16 protein-coding genes are annotated in these 14,636 nt (G+C 69.9%); 15 read left to right on the forward strand and 1 reads right to left on the reverse strand.

Translation table 11 applies throughout. From position 1 onward, the window contains the following. Nucleotides 1-193 precede the first annotated feature (193 nt). Nucleotides 194-1,171 (forward strand): transporter substrate-binding domain-containing protein, encoded by a 978-nt coding sequence (locus HT102_RS12375; protein ID WP_192039724.1) that lies wholly within the window; start codon nucleotides 194-196, stop codon nucleotides 1,169-1,171. A 295-nt stretch (nucleotides 1,172-1,466) separates the two neighbouring features. Here the strand turns inward: HT102_RS12375 and HT102_RS12380 are convergent, their stop codons facing one another. Next, the gene (locus HT102_RS12380; RefSeq protein WP_192039725.1) at nucleotides 1,467-1,952 is read right to left on the reverse strand and encodes an inorganic diphosphatase; all 486 of its coding nucleotides are present in this window, start codon (nucleotides 1,950-1,952) and stop codon (nucleotides 1,467-1,469) included. Nucleotides 1,953-2,080: 128 nt separating this feature from the next. Between HT102_RS12380 and dacB the strand changes: the two genes are divergently transcribed. From dacB to panD, 14 genes are all read left to right on the forward strand, one after another. Next, nucleotides 2,081-3,622, forward strand: coding sequence for a D-alanyl-D-alanine carboxypeptidase/D-alanyl-D-alanine endopeptidase (gene dacB, locus HT102_RS12385; protein ID WP_192039726.1), 1,542 nt, complete (start codon nucleotides 2,081-2,083; stop codon nucleotides 3,620-3,622). Then, entirely contained in the window at nucleotides 3,623-4,714 is a 1,092-nt protein-coding gene (locus tag HT102_RS12390; protein WP_192039727.1) for a zinc-dependent metalloprotease, read from the forward strand. It begins immediately after the preceding gene. Next, nucleotides 4,690-5,739, forward strand: coding sequence for a tRNA lysidine(34) synthetase TilS (tilS, locus tag HT102_RS12395; protein WP_192039728.1), 1,050 nt, complete (start codon nucleotides 4,690-4,692; stop codon nucleotides 5,737-5,739). Before HT102_RS12390 ends, tilS begins: the two co-directional genes overlap by 25 nt. Before the next feature lie 2 nt (nucleotides 5,740-5,741). Beyond that, entirely contained in the window at nucleotides 5,742-6,302 is a 561-nt protein-coding gene (hpt, locus tag HT102_RS12400) for a hypoxanthine phosphoribosyltransferase (RefSeq protein WP_192039729.1), read from the forward strand. Between the two features lie 215 nt (nucleotides 6,303-6,517). Continuing rightward, nucleotides 6,518-8,719 (forward strand): ATP-dependent zinc metalloprotease FtsH, encoded by a 2,202-nt coding sequence (gene ftsH / locus HT102_RS12405; RefSeq protein WP_192039730.1) that lies wholly within the window; start codon nucleotides 6,518-6,520, stop codon nucleotides 8,717-8,719. Between the two features lie 28 nt (nucleotides 8,720-8,747). Further along, nucleotides 8,748-9,314 (forward strand): GTP cyclohydrolase I FolE, encoded by a 567-nt coding sequence (gene folE / locus HT102_RS12410; RefSeq protein WP_192039818.1) that lies wholly within the window; start codon nucleotides 8,748-8,750, stop codon nucleotides 9,312-9,314. Continuing rightward, a complete protein-coding gene (folP, locus tag HT102_RS12415) occupies nucleotides 9,311-10,207 on the forward strand; it encodes a dihydropteroate synthase (RefSeq protein ID WP_225443604.1) in 897 nt (298 codons plus the stop codon). The genes folE and folP overlap by 4 nt, the downstream gene beginning before the upstream one ends. Then, nucleotides 10,204-10,593 (forward strand): dihydroneopterin aldolase, encoded by a 390-nt coding sequence (folB, locus tag HT102_RS12420; protein ID WP_192039731.1) that lies wholly within the window; start codon nucleotides 10,204-10,206, stop codon nucleotides 10,591-10,593. The genes folP and folB overlap by 4 nt, the downstream gene beginning before the upstream one ends. After that, nucleotides 10,590-11,093 carry a 2-amino-4-hydroxy-6-hydroxymethyldihydropteridine diphosphokinase gene (folK, locus tag HT102_RS12425; RefSeq protein WP_192039732.1) on the forward strand — a complete coding sequence of 168 codons (504 nt, stop codon included), beginning with the start codon at nucleotides 10,590-10,592 and terminating at the stop codon, nucleotides 11,091-11,093. The genes folB and folK overlap by 4 nt, the downstream gene beginning before the upstream one ends. A 3-nt stretch (nucleotides 11,094-11,096) precedes the next feature. After that, nucleotides 11,097-11,576, forward strand: coding sequence for a DUF3180 domain-containing protein (locus HT102_RS12430; protein ID WP_192039733.1), 480 nt, complete (start codon nucleotides 11,097-11,099; stop codon nucleotides 11,574-11,576). A 178-nt stretch (nucleotides 11,577-11,754) separates the two neighbouring features. Continuing rightward, nucleotides 11,755-12,219: a DUF6779 domain-containing protein gene (locus HT102_RS12435; RefSeq protein WP_192039734.1), complete on the forward strand. Its 465-nt coding sequence runs from the start codon at nucleotides 11,755-11,757 to the stop codon at nucleotides 12,217-12,219. Nucleotides 12,220-12,383: 164 nt separating this feature from the next. After that, nucleotides 12,384-13,265, forward strand: a complete 882-nt coding sequence (locus HT102_RS12440) for a Rossmann-like and DUF2520 domain-containing protein (protein WP_192039820.1) — start codon at nucleotides 12,384-12,386, stop codon at nucleotides 13,263-13,265. After that, a complete protein-coding gene (gene panC / locus HT102_RS12445) occupies nucleotides 13,262-14,182 on the forward strand; it encodes a pantoate--beta-alanine ligase (RefSeq protein WP_192039735.1) in 921 nt (306 codons plus the stop codon). Before HT102_RS12440 ends, panC begins: the two co-directional genes overlap by 4 nt. Nucleotides 14,183-14,197: 15 nt before the next feature. Continuing rightward, nucleotides 14,198-14,635 (forward strand): aspartate 1-decarboxylase, encoded by a 438-nt coding sequence (gene panD, locus HT102_RS12450; protein ID WP_192039736.1) that lies wholly within the window; start codon nucleotides 14,198-14,200, stop codon nucleotides 14,633-14,635. Nucleotide 14,636: the final 1 nt, after the last annotated feature.

Consider the following 14,636-nt stretch of genomic DNA (forward strand, 5'->3'; position numbering starts at 1 on the left):
CCTACAATTGGGATCGCGGTTCTTTCGGCGGCCGGCCAGGGCGCCCTGTCACGCCTATCACACGCGGACCAAGCGGACGCGTGATCCGGGTCATGTGGCTGTATCCTCATCGACAAGAGGCCCGGAATCGCTCGCGCGAAGGGCAGGACCGCAGTGCCCCACGGGGGAGCAGTGCCCATGGGGGAAGGTACGCATGACCAGCCACACGAGCCCGCAGCGATGGCCGGCAGTCCTCGTCGCCTGCTTCGTGGTCCTGCTCGTGCTCCTGGCGGCGCTCACCGGATGCAATCGCAGCAGCCAGAACGCAGGCAGCCCCCTGCCCACTGAGCTCTTCGTCGTCAATACCAGCCCCGATCAGCAGCGCATCCGCGCCGAGGCCGTCCGTGATCTCGCGCGCGCCGTCCCTCAGCAGGTCCGCGAGGGCGGCACCCTCGTTGTTGGCATGACCGGGAACTATCCGCCGCTTTCCTTCCGCGCCGATGACGCGATGACCATGATCGGCATCGAGCCCGATCTCGCCCAGCTGATCGCCGATGTGCTTGATCTCAAGCTCGAGCTGATCATCACCGACTGGCTCGACGTCTTCGCGGGCGTGACCGACGGTCGCTTCCACATCGGGCTGGGCAATGTCGCCGTCACACCGGAACGGCTCAATCGCTTCGACATGATCGCCTACCAGCAGGAGAACCAGGCCTTCGCTGTCCTTGCCGGCTCGCCCATCGAGTCGCTCCAGCACCCCGGCGACATCGCCGGGCTCCGCATCGGCGTGGGCGCGCATACCAAGAGCGAGGAGATCCTCGAGGATTGGAATGACTCGCTCCGCAACGCTGGCCTCGAGCCCGCCGAGCTGAAGAACTTCGCGGAGACCTGGGAATACCAGGCCGCGCTCGAGGCCGGCGAGATCGATGCCACCTTCGGGCCCATGTCCATCCTCAACTTCGAGGCCGTCACCAAGGGCCGGAGCCGCGTCGTGGGCCAGGTACCGGGCGACGGCGTGCGACCCGCTCTCGTGTCCGCGATCGTCAAGAAGGACGCGGCCCTCGGCCCGCTCGTGCGCGACGCTATCGACACGGTGATCGTCACGGGCAAGTACCAGGCCATCTTCGAGCGCTGGGCCCTCCAGCACGCCATGCTGCCGAGCTCCACGCTCCACGGCTCGGAGCTGAACTAGCGCCCTGGAGGGCTCAAGCGCCCCGGCGCTCCCGACGTGCTGGCGGCCTGGAGGCCCTGGCGGCCTGGCGGGCCCTGGCGGGCCCTGGCGGCCTGGCGGCCGCAAACGCGATAGAAATCGAGGGAGGGACGCCTCAGTTTCTATCGCGTTTGGCCGTATCGGGTGCGTTTGCCGTTGATCGGCCGCCCCGGCCGCGAAAGCCCCGGCCGCACCCGCCCCGGCCGCGAAAGCCCCGGCCGCGAAAGCCCCGGCCATCCCACTCGGGGTGGCCGGGGCTGCTCGCGCGCGGAGGGGCTCAGTGACCGTTCTGGGTGAAGCGGTCGATCGAACGCTCGATCTCCGCGATGGCCTCATCGCGACCGACCCAGTCGGCGGCGTGGACCTCCTTGCCCGGCTCGAGATCCTTGTAGCGCTCGAAGAAGTGCTTGATCTCGGCGAGCTGGAACTCGGGAACATCGGCGAGGTCCTGGATGTGATCGAAGCGAGGATCGGTCGGCACGCACAGGACCTTCTCGTCGTCGCCGGCCTCGTCGCGCATCCGGAACATCGCGACTGGCCGCGCCTCGACGATCACGCCCGGGTACACAGGCTCGGGGAGCAGCACCAGCGCGTCGAGCGGGTCGCCGTCGCCACCGAGGGTGTCCTCGATGAAGCCGTAGTCGGCGGGGTACTGCATGGAAGTGAACAGGTAGCGGTCGAGCCGGACCCGTCCGGTCGCATGATCCACCTCATACTTGTTGCGCTGACCCCTTGGGATCTCGATAGTGACGTCGAATTCCACACGTCCTCGCTTCGGTCGTAGCGTTCCAGGAAATTTCGCGAGCACGCCCGCCAGCAATGACGGGCAGCGGCTCAAGGATAGTCTTGGGTCTGCGAGCGCGAGCAACAACCCGCCCTGGAGGAGGATTGATGGACGACCCGAGCGCCTCCAGTGGCCCCCCGTCCCAGGATGACGCGGAACCGGGCGATCTGGTCGTCGCCAGTGGTGGCTCCCCGCGCCCCCGCCTCATGGTGCTCGCGATCATCGTGGTGCTTGCCGTGCTGGGCGCCACGAGCATCGCGGTGGGCGCCCGGTACGTCCAGGGCTACCAGGACAGTCGTGATTTCACTGTCGACCCGGCCCCGGCGCTGGCGGTCCCGGCCATCGAGGTCCCGGCTGCTGCGTGGGAGGATTCCCCGCTCGATGGATCGGGCGTCGCGGCGGCTCTCGATCAGCTCGCGGAGGACCCCGCGCTCGGTTCGCTCGCCGGCCATGTCAGCGACCCCTACACGCGCACCGTCCTGTGGGCGCGCGATCCCGCCGAGCCCCGCACCCCGGCATCGGCGACGAAGGTGCTCACCGCGGCCGCGGCGTTGCTGGCTCTGCCGCTCGACCAGCGGGTCAGTACCCGTGTGATCGAGGGCCCGGGCCCCGGGGAGCTCATCCTCGCCAGCGAGGGCGATGTCACCCTCGGCTCGCGCCCCGCGGGCGAGGCCACCTACTACGAGGGCGCGGCACGGCTCGACGATCTTGTCGCGCAGCTCCGGGCGGCGGGTGCCGAGGCCAGCCGCATCGTGGTGGATGCCAGCGCCTTCAGCGGTCCCGCGATGGCCCGGGGATGGGAGGATGCGAGCATCTCCGAGGGCTACATCACCCCGATGGAACCGGTGATGCTCGACGGTGGGCGAATCATCCCGACCGAGCCCGAGTCGCCCCGGCACACCGAGCCTGCCCTCGCCGCCGGCCAGCAGCTCGCCGAGCGGCTGGGGCTGCCCGCCGCATCCGTGGTCGTTGCCGATGCCGAGGGATTGACCACTGACGGGCGCGTTCTCGCGGAGGTGGCGTCCGCTCCGTTGCTGACACGGCTGCGGCAGCTCATGCATGAGTCCGACAACGTGCTTGCCGAAGCAGTCGGGCGGGAGATCGCGATCGCCGAGGACGAGCCACCGTCGTTCCGGGGCGTGGCCCGAGCGATCCGCGCGGTGCTGGCCCGCAACGGCTTCATCACCGAGGGGCTCGAGCTCGAGGATGCCAGCGGCCTCTCCACGAGCAACCGCATCACCGTCGCGCTGCTCGATTCAGTGCTGTCGGCCGCGGTCGGCACCGTGGGCCGCGCGAGCGGCGAGGCCAGCGAGATCGACTCGGCCGCAGCGCTGCGCACCGTCCGGCTGCGGCCGTTGCTCGATCTGCTTCCCGTGGCGGCCGGCAGCGGAACGCTCGCCGAGCGCTTCATCGGGGACAGCAGTGCCGGGGGAGCGGGGTGGATCCGCGCGAAGACCGGAACGCTCGATGGCGTGAGTGCTCTGGTCGGTTATGCTGCCACCACCAACGGGCGAATCGTCACCTTCGCGTTCCTCTCCACGGAGAGCAACGCGTTCGAGGCCAGGCCGGCGCTCGACACCGCGGCCGCGCGACTTCGCGATATCGCCGTCACCGACAGCGCCGCAACCCCGGACGACGGAGGCAACTAGGTGGATAGCCCCAGCGAGCCAGGGCCCCGGGCACCGGGCAAGGGCGACGAATCCCGCAGCAGCGCGGCCGTCGACTGGACGCTCGCGGTGCGAGTGGCTGCCCGGCTGGCCCGGGCCGAGCCGTCGATGTCGAGCTATACGCGCGAGCAGGTGCGGAGCGAGCTCGTCGAGCTGGCCGCGAGCGCCGAGGAGCCGGTTCGCGAGGTCACCCGCCTCAAGGATGGCGCGCAGGTGCCCGAAGCTCTCATTCTCGACCGTCCCGGCTGGTCCCGCGCTGCCGCTAGCTCGCTTGCTGGCCTGCTGGGCGGCTCGATCGAGCAGCGGCCACGGGGCCTGCTTGCCGGTCGCGCGTCCGGGCTCCAGGCAGGAGCGGTGCTGGGGATCCTCTCGAATGCGATCATCGGCCAGTACGATCCCTTCGCCGGGCAGGGCGGCCAGTTGCTGCTTGTCGCGCCGAACATCATCCACACCGAGCGTGCCACGCGGGTCCGTCCCCGCGACTTCCGCACCTGGGTGTGCTTGCACGAGGTCACGCACCGGGTGCAGTTCTCCGCCAGCCCCTGGCTCGGCGGCCATATGCGTGCGCTGATCGACACCGCCACTCCTGCTAGCGGCGAGCCGCTCCTCGCAGCCGGGCAGCGGCTCGTTACCGCTATCCGCTCGCGCGATGGCTCCCGGGACGCCGACCCGTTGCTGGGCACCGGCATCCTCGGGATCGTCCTCGAATCACAGCCGCCCGAGCAGCGTGACGCCATGATCGGCCTCATCATGCTGGGAACCCTCCTCGAGGGCCACGCCGAGCACGTCATGGATGCCGCGGGGCCGCGGGTCGTGCCCACCGTGGAGCACATCCGCGCGGTCTTCGACGAGCGCCGCCACGAGCGCCGCGGACTCCTCCAATGGATCATGCGGACCTTGCTCGGCATGGACGCGAAGATGGCGCAGTACGCCCAGGGCAAGCGCTTTGTCGATACGCTCGTCGAGCGTGTCGGCATGGACAGCTTCAATACGATCTGGACCTCGCCCGAGACGTTGCCGAGGCCCAGCGAGATACGTGAGCCGGAGAAATGGATAACCCGCGTCCTCGAGTAACCACACCAGCACTGCACTCGGTCCGCCTCGCGGTCCGGTCCTGGATGGCCCGGCATCATGATGGCGGGCCCATCGCTGTCGCGGTCTCCGGGGGAGCGGATTCCATGGCGCTGTGCGCGGCGGTGGTGGCGGAGTCCCCTGGTCCGGTTGCAGCGATCACGATCGATCACCAGCTCCAGGATGGTTCGCGCGGCTTCGCGGAAGCCGCCGCGCGGGCAGCGAGCGCGCTGGGATGTGGCAGCGCCACCATCGCGACGGTGACGGTCACCGGCCCGGGCGGCATGGAGGCCGCGGCCCGCCGCGCGCGGTACGCGGCGCTCGATGATGCCCGCGCCGGGGCCACCGTGCTGCTCGGCCACACCCTCGATGACCAGGCCGAGACCGTGCTGCTTGGCCTCGCGCGGGGCAGTGGCGCGCGGTCGATCTCGGGGATGCGGGCGCTCAGCCCTCCCTGGGGCCGTCCCTTGCTGGGCATCCGCCGGACCACCACGGAGGCGGCGTGCGCCGAGCTGGGGCTCGAGCCATTCCAGGACCCCCAGAATGCTGATGAGCGCTTCACCCGGGTGCGCTTGCGCCAGGAGGCGCTGCCGCTGCTCGAGTCGATCCTGGGCGGAGGTGCTGCGGAAGCCCTGGCCCGCACCGCGCGGCTGCTGCAGGACGACAACGACGCGCTCGACGGGATGGCCGCCGAAGCCCGCATGGGCGCGCAGCACGGGACGGTGCTGCTCGTGGAGCACCTGCAGCGCCTGCCCGTGGCGGTGCGCTCCCGGGTGGTGCGCTCCTGGCTGCAGGACGAGGGCGCTGGCGCGCTCGCCAGCGCTCACCTCGGGGCGATCGATGAGCTGGTCACGCGGTGGCGGGGCCAGGGCGCGGTCGCGGTGCCGTGGCCCGCGGGCGCGGCGCGGCAGGGGGCGCGGTTGGTCGTCGAGCGCCGGCATGGCACGCTGGCACTGAGCATCCACGAGCGGGTGCTCGCCCATGCCGCATGCAGTGCCGGGCATCGGCGCGAGGAGAGGGGTACCTAGTCGTGTATGACGGCGATATCGCGTCCGTGGTGATCAGCGAGGACCGGATCCGGGCCCGGACCATCGAGCTGGCCGCCGAGCTCGCGCAGCGGTACCAGCCAGCGCCCGGGAAGGACCCCGAGGAGGACCTGCTTCTCGTGGGCGTGCTCAAGGGCGCGATGATGTTCATGACCGATCTCGCGCGGGCATTGCCCATCCCGACGCAGATGGAGTTCATGGCGGTCAGTTCCTATGGCTCGTCCACCTCGTCGTCCGGTGTCGGCCGCATCCTCAAGGACCTAGATCGCGATATCGCGGACCGTGACGTGCTGATCGTCGAGGACATCATCGATTCGGGGCTCACCCTGTCCTGGCTGGTGCGAAACCTGGAGGCACGGAACCCGCGCTCGCTGGAGATCTGCACGCTGCTGCGCAAGCCCGACGCGATCAGCATGCAGGTGGAGGTCTCGCACGTCGGCTTCGACATCCCGAATGATTTCGTGGTCGGCTACGGCCTCGAGTACGACGAGCGGTATCGTGATCTGCCCTACATCGGGCTGCTCGATCCCAAGGTCTACTGCTAGTTCGCTGCAGGCTTAGCGTGCTCGCTGCCGGGCCAAATGCCTCCGTTCACAGGATTTTCGGCCCTTCGCGGAGGCGAGCGGCCAGCCCTGGATCGGTGCGCGGTTACCCCTGGCCGTGAACGGGCGGTAGCCTGGAATCTCACCGCCAGGTGTGTTTGCTGCCCGGCGAGCTTCGGTCCGTGCACTGGAAGGATAGGCCACCCGGCTAAATCTGTATGAACCGTAAGACAGTCTTCAGAAACCTCGCCCTGATCTCCGTGATCCTCCTGGTGATCTACGCGTTCACCTACTTCGGCAGCGACACCCGCGACTACCACGAGGTCGAGACCTCGGTGGCGGTCTCCCAGCTCGAATCGGGCAACGTCGTCGACGCGCAGATCGATGACCGCGAGCAGCAGCTACGGCTGACCCTCCGTGAGGCGATCGAGGAGTCCGAGGGCAGCACCCAGATCATCGCCAAGTACCCGACGGGCGCGGCCGAGCAGATCTATGACCAGGTCAGCGCCGCGGACCTCGACAGCTTCGATACCAAGGTCACCCAGGACAGCTGGCTTTCCTCGCTGCTGCTGTTCATGCTGCCGATGCTGATCCTGCTGGGCCTGTTCCTGTTCATCATGATCCGCATGCAGGGCGGCGGCCGCGGCGGCATGATGGGATTCGGCAAGTCCAAGGCCAAGCAACTGTCCAAGGACATGCCCAAGACGACGTTCGCTGATGTCGCCGGAGCCGATGAGGCGGTGGAGGAGCTCGAGGAGCTCAAGGACTTCCTCCAGCACCCGGCGAGGTACCAGGCGCTCGGCGCGAAGATCCCCAAGGGCGTGCTGCTGTTCGGCCCGCCGGGCACCGGCAAGACGCTGCTGGCCCGGGCCGTGGCGGGCGAGGCCGGGGTGCCGTTCTTCACCATCTCCGGATCCGACTTCGTCGAGATGTTCGTTGGCGTGGGCGCCTCCCGCGTGCGCGACCTGTTCGAGCAGGCCAAGCAGAACGCCCCCTGCATCATCTTCGTCGACGAGATCGATGCCGTCGGCCGCCAGCGCGGCGCCGGCGTGGGCGGCGGCCACGACGAGCGCGAGCAGACCCTCAACCAGCTGCTCGTCGAGATGGACGGCTTCGGTGCCCGCCAGGGCATCATCATGATCGCGGCCACCAACCGCCCCGATATCCTCGACCCCGCCCTGCTCCGCCCCGGCCGCTTCGACCGCCAGGTGCCGGTGGGCAACGCTGACCTCGCTGGTCGCCGGGCGATCCTGCGCGTCCACTCGCAGGGCAAGCCGCTCGCCCCCGATGTCGATCTCGACTCCCTGACCAAGCGCACGGTCGGCATGTCCGGCGCCGACCTCGCCAATGTCATCAACGAGGCGGCACTGCTCACCGCGCGCGAGGCGGGCACCCTCATCACCAACGAGGCGCTCGAGGAAGCGGTCGATCGGGTCATCGGCGGGCCCCGCCGCAAGAGCCGGATCATCAGCGAGCTCGAGAAGAAGATCACCGCCTACTACGAGAGCGGCCATACCCTCGCTGGCTGGGCCATGCCCGACCTCACCCCGGTGTACAAGGTGACGATCCTGGCCCGCGGGCGCACCGGCGGCCACGCCCTCGCCGTCCCCGAGGACGACAAGTCCATGATGACGCGCTCCGAGATGATCGCGCGCCTCGTCTTCGCCATGGGCGGCCGTGCCGCCGAGGAACTGGTCTTCCAGGAGCCCACCACCGGCGCATCCTCCGACATCGAGCAGGCCACCAAGATCGCCCGGGCCATGGTCACCGAGTACGGCATGAGCCCCCGGCTCGGCGCGGTCCGCTACGGGCAAGAGCATGGCGACCCCTTCATGGGCCGCACGATGGGCATGGCGCCGGACTACTCGCACGAGATCGCCCGCGATATCGACGAGGAAGTGCGCCGCCTGATCGAGGCCTCGCACACCGAGGCATGGCAGATCCTCGATGAGTACCGGGACGAGCTCGACCACCTCGCCACGGAGCTGCTCGAGAAGGAAACGCTCAACCGCAAGGATCTCGAGCGCATCCTCGCGGGAGTGACCAAGCGGCCGCGGATCACCGAGTTCAATGACTTCGGCAACCGCATTCCGTCGACCCGGCCGCCGATCAAGACCCCCGGCGAGCTCGCGAAGGAGCGCGGCGAGCCCTGGCCGCCCCCCGAGCCGGCCACCAGGGACGCGCGCGCGACGGAACCCGAGGATCAGGAGCAGCCGCAGCCCGGAGCGCACGATCCCGCGGAGCAGCACGACGAACGCTCCGCGCCCGCGCCCGTTGGAGCGTCACCGAGCACCAGTCCCGGACGAGGGCGCTCGGCCAGCCAGCGCAGCTACGGCGAGCCCTCCGATTGGTCCGCCCCGGGCTGGCCCCCGCGCGATCCCTCCCGAGCCACCCCACCTGCCAAGGATGACCGTGACTGAGAACGTCGACATCGTGCCGCGGCCCAGCATGTTCGATCAACCCCGGGCAGAGGCCGCGGTGCGCGAGCTGCTGCTCGCCGTCGGAGAGGACCCGGACCGCGATGGGCTGGCCGAGACGCCGGCCCGCGTCGCCCGGGCGTACGCCGAGCTCTTCGCGGGCCTGCACACCGACCCCGATAGCGTGCTCGACAAGACCTTCGACGAGGGCCATGAGGAGCTCGTCCTCGTCAAGGACATCCCGATGTACTCCACCTGCGAGCATCATCTCGTGCCGTTCCACGGCGTGGCGCACGTCGGCTACATCCCCGGCCCCACCGGCCGCGTAACGGGGCTGTCCAAGCTAGCCCGGGTCGTTGACCTCTACGCCAAGCGCCCCCAGGTGCAGGAGCGGCTGACCAGCCAGATCGCCGATGCGCTGATGCGCAAGCTCGAGCCACGGGGCGCGATCGTCGTGATCGAGGCCGAGCACCTCTGCATGGCCATGCGGGGCATCCGCAAGCCGGGCGCCACCACCACGACCTCCGCGGTGCGGGGCATCCTCAAGACCAGCCCCGTCTCGCGCTCCGAAGCGCTCGACCTGATCCTCAGGAAATGACCAGCACAGGACCCGCCAGCATGCCTTCCCTCCCTTCGCTCGTGCCCGGCCCCGGGCGCTGCGTGGTGATGGGCATCGTCAACGTGACGACGGATTCCTTCTCCGACGGCGGGGAGTACCTGCGCACGGACCGTGCCGTGGCGCGCGGGCGCGAGCTGCATGCCCTTGGCGTGGACATCGTCGATATCGGCGGCGAATCGACCAGGCCGGGCGCTACCCGCGTGGAGCCGGGCATCGAGTCGCGTCGCGTCGTGCCTGTCATCGAGGCCCTCGCCGCGGAAGGCATCCCCTGCAGCATCGACACCATGCGCGCCGATGTCGCTAGCGCGGCGATCGAAGCGGGCGCGACCATCGTCAACGACGTCTCCGGTGGCCAGGCGGACCCTCGCATGGCGGGCGTCGTCGCCGAGGCCAAGGTGCCGTGGATCCTCATGCACTGGCGCTCCAACGGCGACTACGTGCACCGGCCCGACAGCGGGCGCGAGCACTACCGCGATATCGTCTCCGAGGTCAGCGCGGAGCTGCTCAGCCAGGTTGATGCCGCGGTGCGCGCCGGCGTCTCGCCCGATGCCATCGTCGTCGATCCCGGTCTGGGGTTCGCCAAGTCAGCCGCTGACAACTGGGCCCTGCTCCGGGCGCTCCCGCACCTCGCGGGGCTCGGCTTCCCCGTGCTGGTGGGTGCATCCCGCAAGCGCTTCCTCGGGTCGCTCCTCGCTGGCCCGGACGGCGAGCCCCGACCGGTCGACCAGCGGGATACCGCCACGGCCGCCGTCTCTGCCCTCTCCGCGGCGCGCGGAGCCTGGGGAGGGCGGGTGCATGACGCCCGGTCCACGCTCGATGCGCTCGCGGTCGCGCAGGCCTGGGACGGTGCCAAGGGAGAGGTGCCGCGATGAGCAGCAGCGACCTGATCCACTTGCGGGGCCTGCGGGCTCGCGGCCACCACGGCGTGTTCGACCACGAGCGCCGCGATGGCCAAGAATTCATCGTCGACATCCTGCTGGGCGTGGACCACACCACCGCCGGGCGCACCGATGATCTCGCCGACACCCTCGACTACGGCGCGCTCGCGCACACCGCGGCCGGGATCATCAGCGGCGAGCCATGCGACCTGATCGAGACCGTCGCCACCCGCATCGCCGAGGCGATCTTCGACGATGAGCGGATCCATCGGGCCGAGGTGACCGTGCACAAGCCGTCCGCCCCGATCCCGCACACGTTCGCCGATGTCTCGGTCACTGTCGTGCGTCACCGCGAGCAGGCGGGGACGAGCCCGCGATGACCGTCGCGGTCCTCTCCATCGGCTCCAATATCGGCGACCGGCGTGCCCACCTCGAGAGCGTCGTCGACGCTCTCGGCGAGCGACTGATCGCCCGCTCGCGGATCTACGAGACGCCGCCCTGGGGCGGGGTGGAGCAGGAACCGTTCCTCAACGCGATCCTCCTCGCCGAGGACAGCGACTGGTTGCCCGACGATTGGCTGGCGCTGGCCCAGCGGTGCGAAGGCGCCGCCGACCGGGTGCGGGACATCCGCTGGGGGCCGCGCACCCTCGATGTCGATATCGTCACCTGCCACGATGCCGACGGCGAGATCCGCAGTGGGGATCCACGCCTGACGCTGCCGCATCCGCGCGCGCATGAGCGGGCCTTCGTGCTCGTGCCCTGGGCACAGGCGCGGCCGGGAGCGAGCCTCGGCGGCATTCCGGTCACGGAGCTCCTGGATCGCCTGCCCGCAGCGGAGGTGCAGGCCGTGCGGCCGCTCGACCCACCTAGGGGCTGGTGAGGCATGCGCGCGACCCGGATCGCTGACCTTGCCGCGCTCGCTGCCACCGCTCTCATCGCCGCCTGGCTGCTGGCCCGGGGCTTTCCCGCCACGCTGCCACCGCTGCGCTGGTACATCGGGGGCTCCCTGTATCCCGTCGCGGTCATCGAGGCAGTGCTGGCCGTCAGCGTTGCCCGGAGCATCAAGGAACAGCGCGTCGGGCTCGGTCCGTCCCAGTGGCAACCCATCACCATCGCGCGGATCCTGGCGCTCGCCAAGGCGTCGTCGTTGATCGGCGCGGCCTTCGCCGGGGCATGGGCGGGCCTGATGCTCGCGCTTGCGCCGGACGTCGGCACCATCAGGGCGGCCACCGAGGACTTTCCCGCCACCATCGTCGGCCTGCTGGGCGGGCTGTTCCTCGCCGCGGCAGCGTGGTGGCTCGAGCGGGCCTGCCGCGCGCCCGACGATCCCGAGGATGATGACGACCCGGATCCGCGTTCCTGAGGCTCGCCGGGCCGGTTGGCGCGCCGCGGGCACGCACGACGGTATTTTCTGGGTCATGCCGGAACACCAAGGACCCCAGCAGGATTCGCCGCGTGGTCGTCGCGCGAGGCATCGGCGGCGTGGCAGCTCGCTGCTCGCGCTGGTCGTGGTGCTTTCCGCGGCGGCCAGCGTTTTCCTGATGCTCAGCAACAGCGTGGAGGCACTGCGAATAGGTTTTGTCATCGCGCTCTGGGCGGCCATCGTCGGCGTCGTCGCGGTGGTCAAGCATCGCAAGGAGGCCGAGGCGGAGCGCGCTCGCATCCGTGACATGCGCCTGGTGTACGAGATGCAGCTCTCGCGGGAGATCACCAGCCGCCGGCGCCACGAGCTGACCGTCGAGGCAAGGCTGCGCCGGGAGATCGATGCCCGCTCGCGGACCGAGACAGCCGAGCAGCTCGCCGCGCTGCGCCACGAGATGGCCTCGATGCGCGGGCACGTGGAGTACGCCCTGGCCACCCGCAGCACGGTGGAGCAGCTCGAGATCCGCGAGATCGGGCCCGCGTCCGAGGCCGCGCTGGCGCGCCCTAGCGAGCCAGAGGAGGTCGTCGATGCCGAGCTCGAGGACGACGCTCCGGCGGAGCGGGCGGGAGAGCGCGCCACGTAGCTTGCCACGTAGCGTGCGCCCGGGTGACAAACCTCACCAGGCCTAGGCCTTCAGGATGCGAGGTCGGCGCGCCTATCCTTGACTCACACGTCTGGTACCTGCAGGGCAGGACTGGAACGAACGAGAGGACAAAGGTGACCTCACACGAGCTCACTCGCGACCCCATGCCCGCGCGCTTGGCGGTCGGGGTCATTTCCGCTGGCCGGGTAGGCACGGCCCTGGGCGAGGCCCTCGCGGCCGCCGGGCACCCCGTCGTGGCCTGCTCCGCGGTCTCCGATGCGTCGGTCGGCCGCGCGACCACCCGGCTGCCCGATGCCGCGATCCTGCCGCCGCCCGAGGTGGCGGAGCGATCCGAGCTCCTTGTCCTCGCTGTCCCTGACACCGAGCTGCCCGGCCTCGCCCGCGGCCTCGCTGCCTGTGGCGCGGTGCGGCCAGGGACCATCGTCGCGCACACCTCCGGCACCTACGGGATCGCCGTGCTCGAGCCGCTCGCCGCGGCGGGCGCGCTGGCACTGGCGCTGCATCCGGCGATGACATTCCTAGGCTCCACCGAGGACACCGAGCGGCTGCGGAGCGCGTGCTTCGGGGTCACCGCTGCTGACGCGACGGGTTCCGCGGTCGCGCAGGCACTTGTCCTGGAGATCGGCGCCGAGCCCGTCGCTGTTCCCGAGCACGATCGCGCCCTCTACCACGCGGCGCTCGCCCATGGCGCGAACCACCTGGTCACTCTTGTCGTTGATGCGGTGGCCGCACTCGAGGCAGCCCTCGACGACGTGCCGGGGCCCGAGCGCCGAGCGACGGCTCAGCGCATGGTCGCCCCCTTGCTCTCCGCCGCGCTGGACAACGTGCTGCGGCGCGGGCAGTCCGCGCTGACCGGGCCGGTGGCTCGTGACGATGCGGCCACGGTTGCCCGGCATCTTGATGCGCTGTCGGCAGTGGACCCCGATCTTGCCACCGGATACCGGGCGCTCGCGCGGCGCACCGCCCAGCAATCCGGCGCCAGCGTGCCGATGTTCGATGTGCTCGATGGGAGGCAGGGCCAATGAGCGGCAACACAGCATTGTTCGCACCGGGCGAGCTGCGGGTCCACCAGGATCCCGCGACGGTCGCGCGGATCTCCTCGGCCTTGCGCCGCACGGGCCGGCAGGTCGTGCTCGTCCCCACCATGGGGGCGCTGCACGCGGGCCATATCGAGCTGGTCAAGCTGGCTCGCCGCACCCCCAACAGCGTGGTGATCGTCTCCATCTTCGTCAATCCGCTGCAGTTCGGGGAGGGCGAGGACCTCGACAAGTATCCCCGCACCCTCGATGCTGACGTGGAGCTGCTGCGCGAGGCCGGCGTGGAAGTCGTCTTCGCGCCGTCCGCGCGGGAGATGTATCCGCAGGGCCGCCGCACCATGGTCCACCCCGGGCCGATGGGTGATTGCCTCGAGGGCGCGAGCCGCCCCGGGCACTTCGCGGGAATGCTGACAGTGGTGGCGAAGCTCCTGCTGATCACGCGCCCCCACGCCGCGTTCTTCGGCGAGAAGGACTACCAGCAGCTTGCCCTGATCCGGCAGATGGCTGCTGACCTCGATCTCGGCACGCGGATCGTGGGCGTGCCGACCGTGCGGGAAGCCGATGGCCTAGCCATGAGCTCCCGCAACCGCTACCTGACGGAGGAGCAGCGCCGCGACGCTACCGTGCTCTCCGCCGCGCTGGTCGCTGGCGCGCACGCCGGGGACCAGGGACCGGAGGCCGTGCTCGCCACAGCGCAAGCGGTCCTCGCCCATGCACCATCCATCAAGCTCGACTACCTCGAGCTGCGCGGCCCGGACCTCGAGCCGCTGGAGCCGGAGGGCGGGGAGGCACGACTGCTCATCGCCGCCCGGGTCGGGGAGACCCGATTGATCGACAACGTTGGCCTGGTCGTGGCGCCGGGTCCTCGGACGGGCTCGCCCGAACCGCAATCCGACCACCACTGAACGGAGAACCGTGCCATGTTCCGCACCATGCTGAAGTCCAAGATCCACCGCGCTACCGTCACCCAGGCTGACCTGCACTACGTCGGGTCGGTGACTGTGGATGCCGACCTGCTCGACGCCGCCGATCTCATCGAGGGCGAGAAGGTGACCATTGTCGACATCAACAACGGGGCCCGGCTCGAGACATATGTGATCTCGGGCGAGCGCGGGTCCGGCGTGATCGGCATCAACGGTGCGGCCGCGCACCTCGTCCATCCCGGTGACCTCGTGATCCTCATCTCCTATGGCGTGATGGAGGATGCCGAGGCGCGGGCGTACGAGCCGCGCATCGTGTTCGTCGACGAGGGCAATGCGCAGATCGAGCTCGGAGCCGACCCGGCGCACGCGCCCGAGGGCTCGGGGCTCAAGTCCCCGCGCTCGCCCGAGCGGCCCGTCGCGCCGAACGCTGCCTGAC

The sequence above is a fragment of the Lolliginicoccus lacisalsi genome, assembly GCF_014841105.1.
GTDB lineage: Bacteria > Actinomycetota > Actinomycetes > Mycobacteriales > Mycobacteriaceae > Lolliginicoccus > Lolliginicoccus lacisalsi.

What these genes read in the sequence shown, in the direction of transcription:
- HT102_RS12375 (WP_192039724.1), top strand. Translation starts at nt 194, where the DNA reads ATGACCAGCCACACGAGCCCGCAGCGATGGCCGGCAGTCCTCGTCGCC.
- dacB (WP_192039726.1), top strand. Translation starts at nt 2,081, where the DNA reads ATGGACGACCCGAGCGCCTCCAGTGGCCCCCCGTCCCAGGATGACGCG.
- tilS (WP_192039728.1), top strand. Translation starts at nt 4,690, where the DNA reads ATGGATAACCCGCGTCCTCGAGTAACCACACCAGCACTGCACTCGGTC.
- ftsH (WP_192039730.1), top strand. Translation starts at nt 6,518, where the DNA reads ATGAACCGTAAGACAGTCTTCAGAAACCTCGCCCTGATCTCCGTGATC.
- folE (WP_192039818.1), top strand. Translation starts at nt 8,748, where the DNA reads ATGTTCGATCAACCCCGGGCAGAGGCCGCGGTGCGCGAGCTGCTGCTC.
- folP (WP_225443604.1), top strand. Translation starts at nt 9,311, where the DNA reads ATGACCAGCACAGGACCCGCCAGCATGCCTTCCCTCCCTTCGCTCGTG.
- folB (WP_192039731.1), top strand. Translation starts at nt 10,204, where the DNA reads ATGAGCAGCAGCGACCTGATCCACTTGCGGGGCCTGCGGGCTCGCGGC.
- folK (WP_192039732.1), top strand. Translation starts at nt 10,590, where the DNA reads ATGACCGTCGCGGTCCTCTCCATCGGCTCCAATATCGGCGACCGGCGT.
- HT102_RS12430 (WP_192039733.1), top strand. Translation starts at nt 11,097, where the DNA reads ATGCGCGCGACCCGGATCGCTGACCTTGCCGCGCTCGCTGCCACCGCT.
- HT102_RS12435 (WP_192039734.1), top strand. Translation starts at nt 11,755, where the DNA reads ATGCTCAGCAACAGCGTGGAGGCACTGCGAATAGGTTTTGTCATCGCG.
- HT102_RS12440 (WP_192039820.1), top strand. Translation starts at nt 12,384, where the DNA reads ATGCCCGCGCGCTTGGCGGTCGGGGTCATTTCCGCTGGCCGGGTAGGC.
- panC (WP_192039735.1), top strand. Translation starts at nt 13,262, where the DNA reads ATGAGCGGCAACACAGCATTGTTCGCACCGGGCGAGCTGCGGGTCCAC.
- panD (WP_192039736.1), top strand. Translation starts at nt 14,198, where the DNA reads ATGTTCCGCACCATGCTGAAGTCCAAGATCCACCGCGCTACCGTCACC.